This is a genomic window from Thauera butanivorans (assembly GCF_048398245.1).
GTDB classification, from domain to species: domain Bacteria; phylum Pseudomonadota; class Gammaproteobacteria; order Burkholderiales; family Rhodocyclaceae; genus Thauera; species Thauera butanivorans.
In genome coordinates, this window is record NZ_CP183038.1 from 1,014,042 (window position 1) to 1,032,641 (window position 18,600).

Genomic DNA, 18,600 nt, shown 5'->3' on the forward strand with positions numbered 1-18,600 from the left:
GATGGAAGAGCTTGTCTATCGATTTTCTTCGCCGGCCGTGCCGGCCGGTCCGGCTGCGGTGCTGTGCGGCGTGCCCGCTTCCGGCAATCTGGAAATCCTCGCCCGACCGGGGCGGGAGGCGGAAACATGCGGCTTCGTCGTCAGGACGTCCGCGCGCGGCTTTGGCGACACCTGGCAGGCCGTGCTCGGGAACTTCGCCGCCGCCCATGCCGCGGGCGGCATCGATTTCAGCATCAACGACATCGGCGCCACGCCCGCGGTGGTTTCGCTGCGGCTGTCGCAGGCGCTTGCCGAATACCGGGGGGAGCACAGATGACATCCATGCCGATTTCGCGGCGAAGCTGGTTCGAGGCCAGCGCCCGCGCCCGCCTGGCCGGGCTGCTCGACGCCGGCAGCTTCAGGGAGTTCCTGCCGCCGGCCGCGTCGCAGCCCAGCCCCCATCTGGCCCGGCTCGACATTCCCGGCGCTTTCGACGATGGCGTCGTCGTCGGCGCGGGGCGCCTGTCGGGGCGGGAAGTGTTCGTGATCGCCCAGGAGGGGCAGTTCATGGGTGGGGCGGTCGGCGAGATCCACGGCGCCAAGATCGTCGGTCTGCTGCGTCGTGCGCTGGCCGAGAAGCCCGGCGCGGTGCTGTTCCTGATCGATTCGGGCGGCGTGCGCCTGCACGAAGCGAATGCCGGGCTGATCGCCATTTCGGAAATCATGCGGGCCGTGCTGGACGTCCGCGCCGGCGGCATTCCGGTGCTGGCGCTGGTGGGCGGCAGTTGCGGCGCATTCGGCGGCATGGGCATCGTCGCCAGACTGTGTTCCGCAATCCTGATGTCGGAGGAAGGCCGGCTCGCCCTTTCGGGGCCGGAGGTCATCGAAACGGTCGCGGGCGTGGAAGAGTTCGACTCCAGGGATCGCGCCCTCGTCTGGCGAGTGACCGGCGGCAAGCACCGCTACCTGATGGGGGACTGCGCCGAACTGGTGGATGACGATCCGGCCTCGTTCAGGGAAGCCGCGGCTGCCCGCGTCGCCGCCAGCGTGGAAGACGCGCCGGCGCTCGAAGCCTTGCAGGCGAAGCAGCGCAGCCTGGCGCAACGCATCGAGCGCTTCGCCGGTTTGGCCGACGGCCTGGAGGTCTGGCGAACCCTGGGCATCGAGCAGCCCGAAAGTGTGCCGATGCTCGAGCGGGAAGCGCTGGCGGCAATGAAAAGGAGACTGGAAGCATGATGCTGGAGACGATCCTCGATGCGCTCTTCCCTGACGGGCACGATGTCCGGCTCGATGGAAAAACCATCACCGGAGAGGCGGCCACGCCGCTCGGCACGGTCGCGGTGCTCGGCACCGCCGATGCCGCGGCGATGGACCACGCGATTGCGCTGGGCCTGTCTGCCTTCATCCTGGAAACGGTGGCGCGCCACCCCGGGCGGCCTTTCGTGTATCTGGTCGATACCAGCGGGCAGGCGCTGTCCCGCAGCGAGGAGCTGCTCTGCCTGAATGGCTCGCTGGCCCACCTGGCCGAATGCGTCGACCTGGCGCGCCGCCGCGGCCATCCGTCGCTCAGCCTGGTGACCGCGAATGCGGTGAGCGGCGGCTTCCTGTCCTACGGCCTGATGGCGGACCGGGTTTTTGCCCTGAAGGATGTCCAGGTCAGGGTCATGGACCTGCGGGCGATGTCCAGGGTGACCAGGATCGAGCACGAAAAGCTGGTCGAGCTGGCCGGCCATTCGCCGATCTTTGCGCCCGGCGCGGAAAACTACCTGCGCATGGGCGCCATCGAAGCGGTCTGGGACGAGCCTTCGGCGAGCCGTCTGGTGGATGCGCTGACCAGCCTGCAGCGTGGCGTTGCGGCGGGCGACCATCGGATGAAGCTGGGCTGCGGCCGGGGAGGGCGCATGCTGGCGGAGCCCGTGGCGCTGTCGGTTCAGGCCGCTGGCGGCGGAGTGTGACGATGCACCGGCACGATCGAGCCTGGCTGCATGCTTCCGCCGCTTTCCGCAGCGATTGCGCGCCGGCGGATGGCTTCCACTGGCAGCAGGTGCGGGAGTGGATTCGCCGCGGCAGGCCGCTGGTCGTGCCGCGGCAGGCCGCTTCCGCGGCGGTGGTGTCGCTGGGTCTGGTCCTGCCCGCGCATTGCGGCGGCAAGCGGCTGAGCATACAGGTGGAACGCAAGGGCATATCGGCCATTTTCCCGCCGATGCCGCTGGCGAAGTGCCTGCCGGCCGTGTCCGGGCACGATCGGAGCCATCTCGCGCGGCTGGACGAGGCCATGCACGGCGCGGGCGTCCGCGTCGGCGTCTATGGCTCGATGGCCTGGGAGCTGGCCAGCGGGGAAACGTACCGGCACGAGGATTCCGATCTCGACCTCATCTGCGACCTGGCCGAGCGGAGCCAGGCCGGCACGGTGCTCGCGGCGCTGCAGAAAGCCGCGGCCGGGCTTTCCTTTCCGCTGGATGGCGAAATCCGCTTTCCGGGCGGGCAGGCCGTCGCCTGGCGAGAACTGCTCGCCGCCCGGAACAAGCCTGGCGCGGACGTGCTTACCAAGGGCGACGAAGAGATTGCGCTGGTGGCGATCGAGGCCTTGATGGATGGCTTCGGGGGAGAAATGGCGTGATCGAAGCGTCTTCGTTCGTGGCTTCCGGGCGCCTTGTCCCGGATCGACATGCGCTGCCGGCGCGGCGGATCGGCAGGTTCGCGCTGGCCTGCCTTTACCGCGAAGTGGCGCTGGCGCACAAGCCGGGCCTGGTGACGCCCTGGAGCCGGGGCAGCCACGAGGACATGGATTTCTCCACCTTCCTGCGCAGCCTGCAGTCCCTGCGCCATTACTTCCCGGAGATCGCCGCATGCGGCTGCGGCAGGCCGGACTTCGGTGCGCTGCGATCGCTCGGCATCGACGCGGAGCGGCACATGCTGCGGGCGACCGGCGGCATCAATACGCACCGGGGCGCCATCTTCAATCTCGGCCTGCTGTGCGCGGCGGCCGGCGTGGCCGCCGCCGGCCGGCAGCGGCTGGAGCCGGCTTCGGTCTGCGCGCTGGTCAGGGAATCGTGGGGCGCGTCCATGCTCGCTGCGCCGGCGGGCGGGCATGATGAAGCCGGCCTCAGCCACGGGCAGAAAGTGGCCGTGCGCCATGGCGTTGGCGGCGCGCGGGCGGAAGCGGCCGCGGGTTTCCCGTCGGCCATGGCGGTGGGCTTGCCGGCCTATGTTTCGGTGCTGGAAACGACCGGCGATGAGACGCGTGCGGAAACGCAGGCGCTGTTTGCGCTGATTGCGTCGGTGGATGACACCAACCTGTTGTGGCGCGGCGGCGCGGCCGGGCTGGCGCATGCGAAACGGAGCGCGGCGGATTTTCTCGCGCGCGGCGGTGTGCTCGCGAGAGACTGGAGGGGGCGGGTCGATGCGATCGACGCCGATTTCAGGTCGCGCCGGCTGAGCCCCGGTGGAAGCGCCGACCTGCTGGCGGTCACGCTCTTCCTTGCCGGCGTCGGGGCGCTTGGCTGAGATGCGGCTCGCCCTCGTCTTCAGTGGCCAGGGCGGGCAGCGCGCCGAGCACTGGCGTCAGGTCGAGGCAGGCGCCGCCTGCGGCTTCCCGTCCGTCCTGGACGCGCCGGAACGGGCGGAAGGAAGCGAGGGCGCCATTACCAGGAACAGCATCGCCCAGCCGCTGATCTTTGCCCACCAGATGCTGGTCTGGAACCAGCTCGGCCCGCTTCTGCCGCGCCCGGTCTGCGTCGCCGGCTATTCCCTGGGCGAAGTGGCGGCATGCTGCGTGGCGGGGGCTTTTGCCGCTGACGAGGGCATCCGGCTGTGCATCGAGCGGGCCCGGCTGATGGACGCCGCCGCGCCTGCCGGCAGCGGCATGCTGGCGGTGATCGGGCTGGGCAGGGCGCAGGTGGAACAGGCGGCGGCGGACCTCGGCCTCGCGATTGCCATCATCAACGGCGACCGGCACTTCGTCGTGGCAGGGCGCTGCGACGGCCTGGCCCTGGCAGAGGCGCGCTTCCGCGACCTGGGTGCCGCACGGCTGGTCCGCCTGGCTGTCGAAACGCCGTCGCACACGCCGGTCATGGCGGCCGCATCGGCGGATTTCGCAAGGCGCCTGGCCAGGATTCCCGACGGGCGGCTAAACTGTCCCGTGCTCAGTGCGATCGACGCCCGCGCAAACATCCGGGTCGGGCCGGCGCTGGATGCCCTGGCCCGGCAGATCAGCCAGCCGATGAACTGGGCCCTGTGCATGGAAACGATCCGGGAGCTGCGGCCGGACGCAGTCCTCGAAATCGGCCCGGGGAACGCGCTGGCGCGATTGTTCGCCGAGTTCGAACCGCAGCTGCCGGTACGTGCCAGCGATGATTTCCGCAGCATCGGCGGGCTTCTCGACTGGCTCGGCCGCTTCGGCTGACGGCGGCCGGGCCGGATCATTTCCGCATCGGGGACCAGGACACGCCACACCCATGAAGAAGATTCCTCTTTCCAGTCTGGATTGGGACGATGTAAGGCTATTCCTGAGCATCTACCGCGCCGGCAGCCTGCTGAAGGCATCGCGGCAATTGTCGCTGGACCAGTCCACCCTCAGCAGGCGCCTTTCCCAGCTCGAACTGTGTCTTGGCGGGGCCTTGTTCGAAAGACAGCGCACCGGCCTGAAACCGACCGACCTCGCGCATATCCTGGCCTCCCCCGGAAACGAGATGGAGCGCGCCATCGTTTCCCTGCAGGAAGCATTGGGCAGCACCGGCCCCGACCCGACCGGCACGGTCCGGATCGCGATGATGGAGGGCATCGGCACGATGTTCGTCGCCAGGCACCTGCAGCCGCTGCTCGGCCGCTATCCGGATCTGCACGTCGAACTGGTGACGTCTTCGTCGCTGGTCAACGTGAGTCGGCGGGAGGCCGACGTCTTCGTCAGCTTCTTCAAGCCGGACGGCAGGGGCATGGCCTGCCATTACGTCGGGGATTTCCGGCTCTATCTGTACGCCGCCACCGATTACCTCGAAAGCGCCGGCATCCCGCAGTCCATCGAAGACCTGAAGGACCACAGCTTCGTCGGCTATCTGCAGGATCTCATCAAGCTCGACGTCGTGCGCTGGCTCGACGAGATCATCACCCGCCCGCGCATGGCCTTCCAGTCCAACAGCATGCTGGCGCAGATGTCGGCATGCTCGTCCGGCCTCGGGCTCGCCCTGCTGCCGAAATTCTCCGTCATCAACGAAACGAATCTGGTCCCGGTCCTGCCTGAAACGGCCTGCGTCAAGCGCGAACTCTGGGTGAGCGTCCATCAGGACCTGCAGTTCTCGAAACGGGTTTCGCTCGTGCAGAACTTCCTGCGCACGCTGTTCACCTCTCATCTCGACTGGCTCAACGGGCCGCCCGACGCCGAACCCCGCGGCAGGCGGTCTTTCGTCTCCCCGTCCGCGATGCGGAAATGATCCGGCCCGGCGGGGTTTGTCCGCGGCTCAGCTGCCGGCGCCCGTGTCGCCGGCAAAGAAGCGCCCTTCCAGTTCTTCCAGCCCCAACGTCTGCAGCATGGCGCGCAGGCGTTCGGCGGCGCGGCGGCGCGGCAGGTCCTTGTAGCTGGCGATGATGAGCTCGTTCTTCATCGAATGCTCCCAGCCCACCAGTTCGGTGACGCTGACCTGGTAGCCGTGCGATTCGAGCTGCAGGCAGCGCAGCACGTTGGTGGCGTGGCTGCCGAATTCGCGCGTGTGGATGGGGTGGCGCCATAGCTCGGCGAGGCTGTCGCGCAGCGCCTGCTGCTTGTTCTTGCGCAGCACGGCGGCGACTTCGGCCTGGCAGCAGGGCACCAGCACGATGAAGCCCGCCCGTTTTTCCAGCGCGAAGCGGATCGCGTCGTCGGTGGCGGTGTTGCAGGCGTGCAGCGCGGTGACGACGTCGATGCGTTCCGGCAGGCGGTCCGAGCCGATCGATTCGGCCACCGTTAGCTTGTGGAAGCGCATGCCGCCGGAAAAGCCCAGCTTGTCGGCCAGCCGGCGCGAGCTCATCACCAGCTCGTCGCGCGTCTCGATGCCGTGGATGCGGCCGGCGGGTGCGTGCAGCTTGAAGAACAGGTCGTACAGGATGAAGCCGAGGTAGGACTTGCCCGCGCCGTGATCGACGAGCTGGATGTCCGGCCGCGCGGCCAGCGCTTCGGCCAGCAGCGGCTCGATGAACTGGTACAGGTGATAGACCTGCTTGAGCTTGCGCCGGCTGTCCTGGTTCAGTTTGCCGTCGCGGGTCAGGATGTGGAGCTGCTTGAGCAGCTCGATCGACTGCTCGGGGCGGATTTCGGGGTGCTGGGCGTTCATCGGCGGGGCGGGCGCGGGGGCCGTGCTGCGGTGGAGCGCGCAAATGTACCCTGGTCCCGCGGCGTGTCCAAGCATCGCCTGCTTGCCGCTTCAACGCCGCGCCCGTGGCCGGCGGTGCGCGAACGGGGGCGGCAGGTCGGATGCGGTCGGCGGAGCGTCATGGGGGCTGGGCGTCGTCCAGGCACTGGCGCCGTGCGCCGCCCGCCGCCGTGGACTAGCATGAAGCAAGGCGGGAGCGGGCCTGGTTGTTGCCTGCCGATACCGGTTTGCCGACGTGCCGTGGGGGAGGGGGCGAACATGAATGCGTTCGATGCTTGCCGAATGTCTCGCACTTCGATTCCGCCTTCTCTTGGCAGGGCCTGTCGGGCGGGCATGGTGCTTCTGCTGGCGGTGTTTTTGTTGTCGCTCGCCGGGTGCGGTGCGCGCGAGGAGGCGCCAATGAGTGCGCCTCCGCCGGCGGGGGAAGCGCCATCCGCGCCGGACCCGGGGGATAGCGGAGAGCCGCCGTCTGCGATGGAGCCGCCACCTGCGGCGGAATTGCCGGCCACGGCGCCGTCCGCTGGCCGGGAGACCTTGCCGCCGACCGCAAGGCCGCGGCCGAGCGCGAACGGTGGGCCACCCGCGAACGGCGGACCACCCGCCGCCGCGCTGCCCGGCTTCCCCTGGCCGCCTCCGCGCTATTCGGCGTTTTCTCCCATCGAGCGCGCATGGCTGGCGGAGGGCGAAGCGCCGGTGCTGGGCGACGTGGCCGTGCGCCTGGAGCGTGCATTCGATGCCGCCGGCTACGGCGAGCGCAGCTATTACCGGATACCGGGCGGCTTCGCGCTGGTGTCGCGCATCGAGCGGATACGGGAGGATGCCTCGTCCTTCGAGCCGCCCGCGCGCTGGACCGTCGAGGCCGCCCGGGTGCGCGAAGGTTTCATCGACCACATCCGTGCGCTGTTCAATGCGCCGCCCGGTTTTTACCGGGTCATCGTGTTTGCCGTCACCGACGAGGATTTTGCCGCGGCCGAGCGTGCGCCGACCTCCGCCGAGGCGCGCGAATGGGTAACGGGCGGTGGCCTGCGTCTGCCCGAGGGAATTGCGCTGCAGCCCTACGGTGCGCGCCACTATACGACCGCCCTGATCTATGAATTCGAGCGCCGGGGCGAGCAGCCGCAGGCCAGCGTGCGAATGCCGAGTCCCGCGACAGGGCGGATGCATCTCGAGAAAGCGGGTTTGTGGCAGGCTCTGGCGGTGCGCTGAGATGGACAGCACGAGCGTGGATGCGGGGTGGAGCGTGTTGCGCCGGCTGGCGCAGTTTTCCCTGTCGTTCGCGCTCGCCAGCCTGCTCGCCACGGCGGCGACCCTGGCCTGGCTGCCCAATGCCGCCGCGCTGGGGGAATGGATCGTGATTTCGACCGGAGGCATGGTCGGGCTGCTTGCCTTCGCGTTCGGCACCATGATCAGCCTGCGCAAGCCGCATGCGCGCAAGCTGGGCTTCGTCACCGTCGCGGCGTCCTTCCTGGCTGCGGTGCTGTTCGGCCTGCTGGCCATTGCGGTGCCCGAATCCGCTGTGCAGTTCATCGCCTGGCTGGCGGTATTGCTGGCCTACGCGGCATATGCCACGCATCGCCTGGTGCGCTGGCCGACCGGGGTGCTGGCGGACGAGCCGAAGTCCAGCCTCGGCATTTTCATTTCCTACCGCAGGGACGACAGCCGCGAGAGCGTGGGCCGCATTCACGACTACCTGAGGCAGGGCTTCGAGGATGAGCATCTGTTCCTGGATGTCGATCGGCAGGCCGCGGGCGAGGACTATCGGACGGTCATCGGCCGTGCGCTCGACGCGGCCGAAGTGGTGCTGGTGGTGATCGGCGTGCGCTGGCTTGCGCCGGCCGCGGCCGATGGCGGGCGCCGCATCGACGACCCGGAGGACATGGTCAGGATCGAGATCGAGACCGCGCTGGCGCGGGGCCGGCGGGTGGTGCCGCTGCTCGTCCAGGGCGCGGCCATGCCGGCCGAAGCGCAGTTGCCTCCGTCATTGAGCGAACTGGCCTACAAGACTGCGCTGCCGGTCAGGCCGGACCCCGATTTCAAGCCGGACATGCAAAAGCTCATCGCTGCGCTGCGCGCCTGAGGGCAGGCAGGGCCGCCAACCGCCGTTCATTGCCTGACGTCGCTCCATTCGGCGACGGTCAGCGCCTGCAGTTGCGCGGGGCTGAGCGGGAACACCGAGAAGGGCGTGCCGGCGGCGGCCCACAGCCGGGTGAAGCGCTGCAGGTCCGTGTCCAGCAGCAGCCTGACCGGCCGGGCATGGCCGATGGGGGCAACGCCGCCGATGGCGTAGCCGGTGGCTTCGCGCACGAAGTCGGCGTCGGCGCGGCCGATCTTTTCGCCGACTAGCGCCGCGACCTTGGTTTCGCTGACGCGATTGTCGCCGCTGGCGACGACGACGACCGCCTGGCCGCTTTCCTTGCCGCGGAACACGACCGACTTGGCGATCTCGGCCACGCTGCAGCCGATGGCCGCGGCGGCTTCGGCGCTGCTGCGGGTGGGCTGTTCGAACTCGACGACCTGTGCCGTCACGCCGGCGTCGGCAAGGTATTGCTGGGTGCGGAGGGCGGTGGGGTGCTGAGCGGGTTTCATGTGAGGCGTACGGGGTGATTGGCGAAAGCGTGCAAGGATAAGGCGAAATGCCGCGCGCTTCAGCTGGCCGGCCGGTCGGTGCCGGAAGGTGGACGCGCCGCATCCGGTTCCCGCGCGTCCGGCTGGTGGCCGCCCAGGTCGGAATCCTCGATCCATTCGCGCCATACCGCCATCAGCACCGCCAGCACCACCGGCCCCAGGAACAGGCCCACGAGGCCGAACGCCGCCAGGCCGCCGAGCACGCCGAACATCACCAGCACGAAGGGAATGCGGGTGGCGTTGCTGATCACCAGCGGCCGCACCAGGTTGTCGACCCAGCTTACCACCAGCGCGCCCCACAGCAGCAGGCCGATGCCGGCCGCGGTTTCGCCGCTGATCAGCAGCCAGGCGCCGATCGAGCCCCACGCGAAAGGCGTGCCGAAGGGAATCATGGCGATCAGCGCGGTGATGGCGCCGAGCAGCACCGGCGCCGCCACGCCCGCCCACCAGTAGCCCAGGCCGGCGACGAAGCCCTGCGCGAGCGCGGTGGCGACCAGCCCCCAGACGACCGCCTTGGTCATCGAGCCCACGGCCGCCAGGTAGTCGTCCACCCGCTTGCCGAGGAAGCGCTGCAGCAATCGATGTACCTGCTGCAGCAGGCGCTCGCCGTCGCGATACAGGAAGAACACGGTGATCAGCGCGAAGCCGAGCTTGGCTGCGTTGCGCCCGACGTCGCCGATCAGCGCCACCGCCACGTCCGCGCCCTGCCGCACCCAGTCGGTCAACTGGACGCGCAAGGCTTCGGGGTCGTGCGTCAGTTCGTCGAGCAATTGCTGCAGATCGTCGCCGATCCAGGGCAGGTTGCGGACGAACTCGGGCAGGGCGAGCGTGCCGTGGCGGACTTCGGCGGTGATGGCGGCGATCGCCAGCCCCAGCTCGTTGCGCAGCAGGCTGGCCAGCCACAGCGCGGGCAGCACGACGGCGGCGCTCAGCAGCAGGCTCATCAGCAGCGCGGCCAGGCCCGGGCGGCGCGGCATGCGGCGCTTCAGCCGGCGATGGAGCGGCCAGGTCGCATAGGCGATGATGACCGCCCAGGCGACCGGCACGATGAAGGGCTGCAGCACCGCATAGCCAAGTACCAGCAGCCCGCCGAGCAGCAGGCCGAGGATGATGCGGCGGATGATTTTCTCGGCGACCTGGTCGATCATCTGGACTCCATGGAACCCTGGATCGCGAGGAGGCGATGGCGCGCGCAACGCTCGCCGCCGTCCTTGCCGTCTCCGGACGGGGTGTCGGACGATGCGAAGACAACTGCGACATTACATGCTTCCCGCGGTACTCGCATCTGTGCTGCCGAGGGGGCCTGCGAGCGGAGATTCAATCGACCGCGCGTGCGCCTGCGAACTCCCCCGGCGTCGTGCCGAAATGCTCGCGGAAGCTGGCGATGAAGGCCGACACCGAATCGTAGCCGCAGACGATGGCGACGTCGGTGACCCGCTCGCCGGCCTCCAGCATCGGCAAGGCGCTGATCAGGCGCAGGCGCTGCCGCCAGCGGCGGAAGCTCAGGCCGGTGTGGGCGCGGAACAGCCTTGCCAGCGTGCGTTCCGAGCAGCCCAGACGCCGTGCCCAGACGGCCAGCCCGTCGCGTGAATCGGGTTCCGCCTCGAAGGCTTCGCATACCCGGCGCAGGCGCGGCTCCTGCGGCAGCGGCAGCATCAGGCCGAGCGCGGGAGCGCCTGCGACCTGGTCGAGCAGGACGGCCGCGAGCCGCCCGCCAGGGCCTTCTTCTTCGTATTCGGCCGGCAATTCACCGAAGGCGCGAACCAGTTCGCGCAGCAGCGGGCTGACCGCGAGCACGCGGCAGCCGCCTTGCGAGTCGGGCAGGGCAGAAGGTTCGATGTAGAGGCTGCGGATCACGGTGTCCGCCGAGCCGCGCACCTGATGCACGACCCCGGCGGGAATCCACACGGCACGCTGCGGCGGCGCGATGAAGCGGCCCGCGTCGGTGCGCACGTCGAGCACGCCGGCCGTGGCATGGGCGAACTGGATCCACGGATGGGCGTGGGGGTAGCCGAGCGCGCGGTTGGTCAGCGATTCGGCATGGCCATAGATCGGCCGCGGCAGGCGGGTGAGTGTGGCGAGGTCTTCCGGAGGGCAGGGTGGCATGTCCGGTCAGCGACATCGGTCGTTCGATTGGCGTTAGCCGGCAGTATCGCCAGCCGTTAGGCTTGCATGCAAGCATGCCGCGTGTCCGATCCCGGGCCTGCTGCTCTCCCGATCCCACCACTCCGCCGAACAAAAAATGAAATTCCTGCAACTGCTGTTCGATCGCTTCACCCTCATTCTCATCGCCGTCGTCGTGCTCGCCACGATCCTGCCGCCACAGGGCCGGTACGTGGCTTTCTTCGACGGGCTGACGCATGCCGGGATCGCGCTGCTGTTCTTCCTGCACGGCGCGCGTCTGTCGCGCCGCGCGATCATCGACGGCGCGATGCACTGGCGCCTGCACCTGCTGGTCTTCCTATGCACTTTCGCGCTCTTCCCGCTGCTCGGCATGGCGCTGCAGCCGCTGATGAAGCCGCTGCTGGGCGACGCGCTGTGGCTCGGCATGCTCTACCTGTGCCTGCTGCCGGGCACGGTGCAGTCGGCGATCGCCTTCACCTCGATCGCGCGCGGAAACGTGCCGGCGGCAGTGTGCGCGGCATCGGCATCGAGCCTGGTGGGCATCGTGGTCACGCCGCTGCTGGCCGGTCTGGTGCTCGGCGGCACCGGTGCCGGCATGCCGCTGGGCGAGTCGATCCTGAAGATCGGCGTCCAGCTGCTGCTGCCTTTCGTGGCCGGGCATGCGCTGCGGCCGTGGATCGGCGCCTGGGTGGCGCAGCAGCAGCGCTGGCTGCGCTACGTCGATCAGGGTTCGATCCTGCTGGTGGTGTATACCGCCTTCGGCGCGGCGGTGCTGGAAGGGTTGTGGCGCACGGTCCCGGTCCCGGCGCTGGCGCTGCTGACAGGGTGCTGCATCGTGCTGCTCGCACTGATCCTTGCCACCACCACCTGGCTTGCCCGCCGATTCGGCTTCAATACCGAGGACGAGATCACGATCGTCTTCTGCGGTTCGAAGAAGAGCATGGCGACCGGCGTGCCGATGGCCCAGGTCCTGTTCGCCAGTTCGACCGTGGGCCTGGCGATCCTGCCGCTGATGGTGTTCCACCAGATCCAGTTGATGGTGTGCGCGGTGATGGCGCGGCGCTATGCGGAGCGTGATGGCAGCGAGGTGGTGGTCATAGCGCGCTGACCGAGGGGTTTTACGCTGGGTGGAGTACCGCGTCGGTGGTTTCCAGCCGCTCATGCGGTCAACTGGCGTTTGGTGTCCACTGGGAGATGATGGCGGGTATGAGCGCCGATTCCGAGCTTGGGTCAATCCAGATAAGGTGCCACAAGGGTTCTCCACTCCTTGCCGTCATAAGCTTTGACGACCTCGGGGCTGGCGATGACAAGCAGGCCGTCGTGGGCGTCCATATGGCCGTAGATTGGTATTTGCTGGCCGTTGTGAGTGATGGGCTGGAGTTGCTTGCCGTCCCAGGTGCGTGCCTGATAGTCGGAGGCGAGCCAGAGCTTGCCGTCGAACCACAGTACGTCATTCCACAGAATGGAGGAGGCGCCCTGATAAATGAGCTCCCATGTGGACAGTTTTCCGCGCCACAGGCTGCCACCTTCACCGGAAATATAGACTTGGCCATCTCCGGCGCAGGTGACCGTGGCCAGCTGTACGTTGCTGGGGAAGCCTTGCTGGGTCCACAGCTTGCCGTCGAAGTGCCAGACATCGCCGTGGCCGCCGACGGCATACATGTCGGTTTCGCTAAAGGCATCCATGTCGTTGAAGCCTTGGGCGGTATCGGCCTCGACTGCGGGGAAGCCAGCGTCGATCTTGATCCATTTGCCGATATCCTCCCGCTTATAGATAGCTCTTCCCCCTCCGACTGAATAAGCATAGTCGTTGATGCACTTCACCCGTGCGGTCATGGGGACTTTGCCGGGGGCAATGAATTCATCAGCAGTATCAACGCCGCCACCCATAATATTCACTTGGCCGTCATTGTTACGCGAAACAAGCAGGCCTTGAGGAAGTGGTTTGCGGGAAACGCCGACTCTGGGTTTATTGTAACCTTCGAGTGTAGTGGCTCCGAACCTATCTCCTGTGGGAGAGGATAGGCTGAGCACGAATAGTTTACTTCTTATGTCATGATCAAAAATTAATGATGCTTCCTCAGGAGATGTTTTTTTTCTAAGGCAAAAATAGACGACGCTTTTTTCGCGAACTGCGCAGTCAGTGATGTGCCATGACTGGAAATGTTTAGCCCACAAATCTTTCTTTATGTATGTCATTTTTGCCTCGATGGGATTAAATCGATCCGCCGCTTCCGTCTGTCTCAACGGGGTTTCCATTCTTGTTTGCTGCTTTAAGTCTACTGCCTCTACACATTTGCGAGTAGTATGATTCCAATTGTGCTTTGATGCATTTCTTTGAGCACTTTGAAAGTGGAAACGCTTCGGCATGAGAGTTCGCAGCAGCGTTTATTGCGTCATCCACACTCATGGTGCCGTCGCCTGAGACTTTACCGTTCCTTGCCAGAGCTCCGACCTGTCTATCCATTGCGTCATGCACACGTCCATGGCTGCCAAAATTCTGGCTGGTGCCTTCCACGCAGACCGTTGGGGCTACATTGTGGTCGTAATTGGGACATGCGCCACGAGCCATGGCCCCATAGATCAGATGGTGTCCTGTTTGTCCTTTGCAGCATCCACCGCCTCTCGCGGACTCGACGTTCGAGCGTCTTCTGCCACCAGTCGGGTTGCCGGCACCGTCAGCACTATAGGGTACGAGGTTGCACTTTCGGGCGCGGGTGCAGGCATTGAGAGTGGCAAGCATGTCCTGTCCCGCGGTGGCAATTTCTTGTGCTTTGGAAAGTTGTTCGTCTGGTGGAAGACTCTTTAAGTTCTTGAAATTGTCCGCCAGGGACTGCAGATCGTTTCCTTTTTGCCGCAGAATGTCCAATTGCTCTAATGCTTCGTTGGCTGTGGCCTTTATTTCAGCAACGTCGCCAATTGCAATTGCGGCGTCTACGGCACTCCATACGCCCATGGCGGCATTGCCCAGGACGGGCAGGGAAGAACCTGCCAATTGCTTGACAGCGGCTTTGGCGCCTACTTTGGCTGCCGCTCTCATGGCGGCGTTGGTTGCTAGATCCGTCAGGACGGACTCCAGAACATTCATGGCGTTGAGTTCATCGGGCAGAGCTAGAAAAAGATCGGCCAGTTGGTCAGCGTACTCCTTGGCCTTTTCAATGGAGTCCAGACTGACTTCCAGCCCTGCGCAGTGGTCGTCCGTCCAGTGCCAGCCACTGCCGTCGCGGCGCCCAACGTCGCTGCGCTGCTTGCGGCCCTGCAGGATTCTTGAAATTTTGCTTTTCCCTTGAATCTCTTTTTTAGTATCCGAACTTTCCTTGTCAGGCTGGCAGGCGCGTGCGATACGTTTTTCTTCTTTTGCGCAATCATGGTTCCATATCCAGCTGCGAGAAATATAGGGGAACACCGGCGTGTTCGATGGCATGGAGCCATGATTGTGGCTGACCATGTCGGTATGCCGATCCACGCCTAGTCCTTCAAAAACGACATCCAGGGACCAGGACCTGAAATAGGCTTTCCCCTTGATGACGCTGGTTTTGTCACCTTTGGCAAATGCTTCGGTAGCAGGTTCATTGCCTGTACTGGTGGAAAAGTAGGCCTTGTCCTCGATGGCTACCGTCTCGCCTGCAATGAATACCGTGCAGGTGCCGTTGGTGATGTCCGGCGCGAAGGCGACATTGCCGTAGGGAACGAGTATCGGCCCGCTTTTGGGAGGAGGAGGACTCCAGCACGGATCGGGGAAGGCGGTGGTTGCCACGCCATCGGTCGATTTGCAGGCGATTTCCAGGTCGTTGGCGTAAACGTGCGTGCCCATGGCGCGTCATTTCCTTTTAGCGGTGATGGATGGCCAGAGCAGCACGCTGCCCGTTCTCGTTGCCAAGATGCAGTAAGCCTCGAGTGCCGAGGTCATCGGGCGCCATTTCAGCGCCGATCCAGGACAGGATCAGCGGACCAAAGGCCGCACCGATTTCGCCAACCGATTGAGCGGCAACCCTGTGGGGAAAGTATGCCACTTTCCGCGTCATGACCCGGTCCATGGCCAGTGCGGCCTCCTTGAAGTACCACTGCTCGCCGCCAATGGCGCTGGCATGGAACAGGAGGTCATCAGCGCTCCAGTTCGCGCTTTGCAATGCGTTACGCAGCGCCTTCGTCAGGCCCATGGCGCGTAGCGACGTAGCTTCATCAAAGGGGCTGGCCGGCTCATGGGCGGTGCCAACGCCTTCAATCCAGAGGGCGTGTCCGCTTGACTGCCGAGGCGTCAGCGCAATGGCGGCCGCGGCTTCTCCCGGAATGAACCCGTCCGGATTGATCGAACAACGGATGCGCTCTTGCGCCAGAAAATGTTCAATGCTTGCCGCATCCAGGAAACTGTCCACACCAATGATGATGACGTATTCCGGCGGTGCTTCTCCCGCAAACATACTGCCGGCACCGAGGAGTGCATCTGCGATGCCGGCTTTGCCCAGGCAGCCGAGGATAGTACGAGGGTCGTAATCCTCCTCTGGGCGATTGCTCACCAGGAGGTCGATGATATCGCGATGAAATCGGGTACCGCGCTCCCGCTCCGCACCGATGAGAATGATGGGGGAAGCTGGTCAGAAGTTAAAGGCAAGCCGGCAAGACATTCGGTCATGGCAGAGCGGTACATGTGTTGCAGGCGCGACTGCCCCCAGGTGGGAACGTCATAAAGCATTGCAACATTGATCGGTTCACCTGCCGTATCGACGAAGCTGCCTTGGCGGAAATGATTCAGGCGTGCCCGGATGGCAGCTGACGTCGACGCCGTGTCATTGCCCACCGAGCAGCAGACACCGGCCGATGCAACACGCAAGGGCATGAATCGCGATTTATTGGTTTGAGAGATGACGCTCATGCGGCCTCCTGCACTTGTCCGCAACCTGGGCAGCCCGCGCCGTCCAGCCCCAGGCGTCGGGCGTCCCACCAGGCCGGATCGACGTTGCCGACCGCGACGGTGTCGAACTCATGGATGCGGCGGCGTATGGGGGTGCTGGCACGCCAGACGGCCGAGAAGCGGCCTGCCTCGGTTTCGAAGAACAGCGTATCGACCGGTGGCGAGAGGATTTCGGTGCTGTAATCGGTGCGCAGGATACGCACCCTGAGTGCGTCGAAGCGGGGCAGGGTGAAGCTCAATGTGGGGTGGCGGGGCAGCAGATGGGTGAGCGTGACTGTTTCTCCGCCAGCAGGATAAGGAATCTGTTGATCCGTCGGCGCGCACTGAAAGAACCGTTCATCGAAGTCTTCCGGCAGAAACGGGGCAAGCTCGCGCCTCCAGGCGTCGTCATAGGTTCCCCCATACTGGTTGCGGGGGGCCCAGTGCCGGGCGATGGCACTGAGTGCAGTCGGCATCAGTGCATCGTCGTTGGGCTTTTTGATGGGCTTGCCCGGTGCGTGGAGATTTGCGATCGGCTCGCCTGCCAGGGTGTGCCATGTCTTCGGCCCACCCCAGCCGATGCCGGCGAGGTTGTGCTCGAAGGCTTCGCAATGAACGTGTTTGCCGTCCTGGTAATGGCGCATGCCACCGAAAGCGTGCCCATGGTGAAGCGGCAGCGTCGTGAAAGGCGCGGGCTCGGAAGGCGTCAGGCCGAGCACGCCCCGTTGCCACTGGCGGTTTCCAGTGACGCAGACGGTCTTGTGCCAGGCGCCGATACGCACTTCGGCTTCGAGATATTTGAGCGGTCGCTGGTCGGGTGCATGGGCGCAGGCGTCGAAGAGCAGGTCGCAACGGGGTTTGTGCCGTACGAAGTCGTCGCCATAACGCATTGCGCTTTCGCCCGGGGCGCCGTAATACTCGTCGCTGACGACCAGCGGGCACGGCGACAGGGGGCGTGGGCGCTGGCCAGGCTCGGGAATGCGCCAGGTGGCCTTGGCAACGACGACCAGGTGTTCGCGGCCAGTGACGTCCAGCGCGGTCGACAGGGCCACGTCGAGGTGTTTGGAGAGGCAGACGAGTTCCATGCGCGCTGCTCAGTTGATCTGCACGGAGCCGCCGCGAATGCGCTGCCCCGCCTCGGCGTGGCTGGTGATGTAGCGGCCACGCAACTGAATGCGCCCGTCGGCTTGCAACAGGATCACGGCTTCTCCGCAACGAAGTTCGAGTTCCTCGTCCGCTTGCACAACGACTCGGCGTGGGGACGATTCGGTGCGGGCTTCCGTCGATTCAGGGGCAACTGGCGTATCCGCAGGCGGCACCCAGACCCGTCCCAGAATCACGGGTTTGCGGGGGTTGCCATCCTGAAAGCCCAGCACGAACCGTGTGGCCCCGACATCTTCCTGCCTGAGCGGGACCATGGAGAGGGCAGGAAAGGGGCCTTCCTTGAAACTGTCCGCTTGTACCTGCGCAAGACCTGTGTCGTCGAGATGGTGCAGCGTACCGATCGTCAACCCATCGATCTGGCTCGGCAGGCTGTGCCGGAGGCTTTCACGTTCCAGCAGCACTTGCAGCGTGCTTTCGGGAGGCGTCGCTGCAGGCAGCGGCGATGCTTCGGCATGCGGATCAGTTTTCAAGGATCTTGGCTCCTTTCATCGTGATGTTGCCATCGGCCTTGACGACTTGTTCGCCCGTCATCGTGATCGTGCAGTCATGTCCATTGATCGTGATGGTGCCGTCGGCTTTCATGACGAGGGTGGAGGCGCCGACCTTGAGGGTGATGGATTCGCCCGCCTGCAGGGTGAGGTTCTGCCCCACGGTGGTGGTCTTGTCGATGCCGATCTGGCTGGTCTGGCTGAGCCCCACGAGGGTGTTCATGGCCATGCCGACGTTCAGGCTGTAGCCCAGGCCGACGTTCTCCATGCGCCCGAGGCCGACGTTCTGCATATAGGCCATGGCGATGGTCTCGGTCTTGTTCTTGCCGACCTTGATGGACCAGTTCTTGCCGATGCGGTCGGTCTCGTTCTTGTCGACGGTCTTGTTGCGGCTCTTGTGGATGGTGAGCGATTCGTTGCCATCGACCGTGCGGGTCCGGTTCTGGTGCACGGTCAGCGTTTCGTCCAGGTCGACCGTCTCGGTGCGCCAGCCGTGGACGTCGATCTTCTCGTTGCGATCGACGATCTCGGTGCGGTCGCGGTGGATGGTGTTGAACTCGTCGCGGTCGATTTCCTTGCTGCGGTCGTTGCCGACCCACTTGGATTCGTCGTTCTCAACCTCGGTCAGGTAGTCCTTCTGGGCGTGGAACCAGACCTGCTCGGCGCCCTTCTTGTCCTCGAAGCGCAGCGCGTTGGCGTCGCCCGCGCCGTCGCGCAGGCCGGCGCCGGCCGCCCCGCCCTTGCTCGAGCGGGTGAGGATGCCCGACTGGGTCTGGTTGGCCGGCAGCGCCCAGGGGGGCATCTGCTCGGCGTTATAGACGCGCCCGGTGATGATCGGGCGGTCCGGGTCGCCGTGCTCGAAGTCGACGATGACTTCCTGGCCGATGCGCGGCAGGTGGATGGCGCCGAAGCCCGAGGCCACTCAGGGTGAGGTGTGTAAAAGTGAGTTCCCCAGCATACGGAGAATTTGGTCTTTGCATAATCG

The 18,600-nt window shown here is 65.6% G+C and carries 21 protein-coding genes; 10 read left to right on the plus strand and 11 right to left on the minus strand.

Annotated features, from left to right (window positions below):
* Position 1 precedes the first annotated feature (1 nt).
* The 7 genes from mdcC to ACNQFN_RS04860 are packed head-to-tail and all read left to right on the plus strand — an operon-like array spanning position 2 to position 5,408.
* The gene (mdcC, locus tag ACNQFN_RS04830) at positions 2–316 is read left to right on the plus strand and encodes a malonate decarboxylase acyl carrier protein (RefSeq protein ID WP_418648156.1); all 315 of its coding nucleotides are present in this window, start codon (positions 2–4) and stop codon (positions 314–316) included.
* Entirely contained in the window at positions 313–1,215 is a 903-nt protein-coding gene (locus tag ACNQFN_RS04835) for a biotin-independent malonate decarboxylase subunit beta (protein WP_418648157.1), read from the plus strand. Before mdcC ends, ACNQFN_RS04835 begins: the two co-directional genes overlap by 4 nt.
* On the plus strand, positions 1,212–1,934 hold the full coding sequence (locus ACNQFN_RS04840) for a biotin-independent malonate decarboxylase subunit gamma (RefSeq protein ID WP_418648158.1): 723 nt from the start codon (positions 1,212–1,214) through the stop codon (positions 1,932–1,934). Before ACNQFN_RS04835 ends, ACNQFN_RS04840 begins: the two co-directional genes overlap by 4 nt.
* Positions 1,935–1,936: 2 nt before the next feature.
* Positions 1,937–2,599 carry a malonate decarboxylase holo-[acyl-carrier-protein] synthase gene (gene mdcG, locus ACNQFN_RS04845; RefSeq protein WP_418648159.1) on the plus strand — a complete coding sequence of 221 codons (663 nt, stop codon included), beginning with the start codon at positions 1,937–1,939 and terminating at the stop codon, positions 2,597–2,599.
* Between the two features lie 17 nt (positions 2,600–2,616).
* Positions 2,617–3,486: a triphosphoribosyl-dephospho-CoA synthase MdcB gene (gene mdcB / locus ACNQFN_RS04850; protein WP_418648890.1), complete on the plus strand. Its 870-nt coding sequence runs from the start codon at positions 2,617–2,619 to the stop codon at positions 3,484–3,486.
* Between the two features lies 1 nt (position 3,487).
* The gene (gene mdcH / locus ACNQFN_RS04855; protein WP_418648160.1) at positions 3,488–4,384 is read left to right on the plus strand and encodes a malonate decarboxylase subunit epsilon; all 897 of its coding nucleotides are present in this window, start codon (positions 3,488–3,490) and stop codon (positions 4,382–4,384) included.
* A 52-nt stretch (positions 4,385–4,436) separates the two neighbouring features.
* The gene (locus tag ACNQFN_RS04860; protein WP_418648161.1) at positions 4,437–5,408 is read left to right on the plus strand and encodes a LysR family transcriptional regulator; all 972 of its coding nucleotides are present in this window, start codon (positions 4,437–4,439) and stop codon (positions 5,406–5,408) included.
* 27 nt (positions 5,409–5,435) lie between these two features.
* Here ACNQFN_RS04860 and ACNQFN_RS04865 read toward each other — a convergent pair whose 3' ends face one another.
* Positions 5,436–6,284 carry a class I SAM-dependent methyltransferase gene (locus tag ACNQFN_RS04865; RefSeq protein WP_418648162.1) on the minus strand — a complete coding sequence of 283 codons (849 nt, stop codon included), beginning with the start codon at positions 6,282–6,284 and terminating at the stop codon, positions 5,436–5,438.
* 438 nt (positions 6,285–6,722) lie between these two features.
* On the opposite strand from ACNQFN_RS04865, the gene ACNQFN_RS04870 reads away from it, so the two are divergent.
* A complete protein-coding gene (locus tag ACNQFN_RS04870) occupies positions 6,723–7,529 on the plus strand; it encodes a hypothetical protein (RefSeq protein WP_088178895.1) in 807 nt (268 codons plus the stop codon).
* A gap of 1 nt (position 7,530) precedes the next feature.
* Positions 7,531–8,400 carry a toll/interleukin-1 receptor domain-containing protein gene (locus ACNQFN_RS04875; RefSeq protein ID WP_418648163.1) on the plus strand — a complete coding sequence of 290 codons (870 nt, stop codon included), beginning with the start codon at positions 7,531–7,533 and terminating at the stop codon, positions 8,398–8,400.
* 26 nt (positions 8,401–8,426) lie between these two features.
* Here the strand turns inward: ACNQFN_RS04875 and ACNQFN_RS04880 are convergent, their stop codons facing one another.
* From ACNQFN_RS04880 to ACNQFN_RS04890, 3 genes are all read right to left on the minus strand, one after another.
* Positions 8,427–8,909 carry a YbaK/EbsC family protein gene (locus tag ACNQFN_RS04880; RefSeq protein ID WP_068638502.1) on the minus strand — a complete coding sequence of 161 codons (483 nt, stop codon included), beginning with the start codon at positions 8,907–8,909 and terminating at the stop codon, positions 8,427–8,429.
* A gap of 59 nt (positions 8,910–8,968) precedes the next feature.
* Positions 8,969–10,096, minus strand: a complete 1,128-nt coding sequence (locus ACNQFN_RS04885) for an AI-2E family transporter (RefSeq protein ID WP_068638500.1) — start codon at positions 10,094–10,096, stop codon at positions 8,969–8,971.
* Positions 10,097–10,265: 169 nt separating this feature from the next.
* Positions 10,266–11,054 (minus strand): AraC family transcriptional regulator, encoded by a 789-nt coding sequence (locus tag ACNQFN_RS04890; protein WP_068638498.1) that lies wholly within the window; start codon positions 11,052–11,054, stop codon positions 10,266–10,268.
* A 136-nt stretch (positions 11,055–11,190) separates the two neighbouring features.
* On the opposite strand from ACNQFN_RS04890, the gene ACNQFN_RS04895 reads away from it, so the two are divergent.
* Positions 11,191–12,180: a bile acid:sodium symporter family protein gene (locus tag ACNQFN_RS04895; RefSeq protein ID WP_068638496.1), complete on the plus strand. Its 990-nt coding sequence runs from the start codon at positions 11,191–11,193 to the stop codon at positions 12,178–12,180.
* Positions 12,181–12,302: 122 nt separating this feature from the next.
* On the opposite strand, the gene ACNQFN_RS04900 is transcribed toward ACNQFN_RS04895, so the two are convergent.
* Genes ACNQFN_RS04900 through ACNQFN_RS04930 form a run of 7 tightly spaced genes read right to left on the minus strand, consistent with a single transcriptional unit; the run spans position 12,303 to position 18,537 of the window.
* Complete coding sequence (locus ACNQFN_RS04900) at positions 12,303–13,331, minus strand: hypothetical protein (RefSeq protein WP_418648164.1); 1,029 nt, start codon at positions 13,329–13,331, stop codon at positions 12,303–12,305.
* On the minus strand, positions 13,288–14,886 hold the full coding sequence (locus ACNQFN_RS04905) for a PAAR-like domain-containing protein (protein ID WP_418648165.1): 1,599 nt from the start codon (positions 14,884–14,886) through the stop codon (positions 13,288–13,290). Before ACNQFN_RS04905 ends, ACNQFN_RS04900 begins: the two co-directional genes overlap by 44 nt.
* Before the next feature lie 16 nt (positions 14,887–14,902).
* Entirely contained in the window at positions 14,903–15,589 is a 687-nt protein-coding gene (locus ACNQFN_RS04910; RefSeq protein ID WP_418648166.1) for a hypothetical protein, read from the minus strand.
* Complete coding sequence (locus ACNQFN_RS04915) at positions 15,586–15,945, minus strand: hypothetical protein (protein WP_157659191.1); 360 nt, start codon at positions 15,943–15,945, stop codon at positions 15,586–15,588. The genes ACNQFN_RS04910 and ACNQFN_RS04915 overlap by 4 nt, the downstream gene beginning before the upstream one ends.
* Positions 15,942–17,048 (minus strand): DUF2169 family type VI secretion system accessory protein, encoded by a 1,107-nt coding sequence (locus ACNQFN_RS04920; protein ID WP_418648167.1) that lies wholly within the window; start codon positions 17,046–17,048, stop codon positions 15,942–15,944. Before ACNQFN_RS04920 ends, ACNQFN_RS04915 begins: the two co-directional genes overlap by 4 nt.
* A 9-nt stretch (positions 17,049–17,057) precedes the next feature.
* Complete coding sequence (locus ACNQFN_RS04925) at positions 17,058–17,597, minus strand: DUF6484 domain-containing protein (RefSeq protein ID WP_068638486.1); 540 nt, start codon at positions 17,595–17,597, stop codon at positions 17,058–17,060.
* Positions 17,587–18,537, minus strand: coding sequence for a type VI secretion system Vgr family protein (locus ACNQFN_RS04930; protein WP_068638484.1), 951 nt, complete (start codon positions 18,535–18,537; stop codon positions 17,587–17,589). Before ACNQFN_RS04930 ends, ACNQFN_RS04925 begins: the two co-directional genes overlap by 11 nt.
* Between the last annotated feature and the right edge of the window lie 63 nt (positions 18,538–18,600).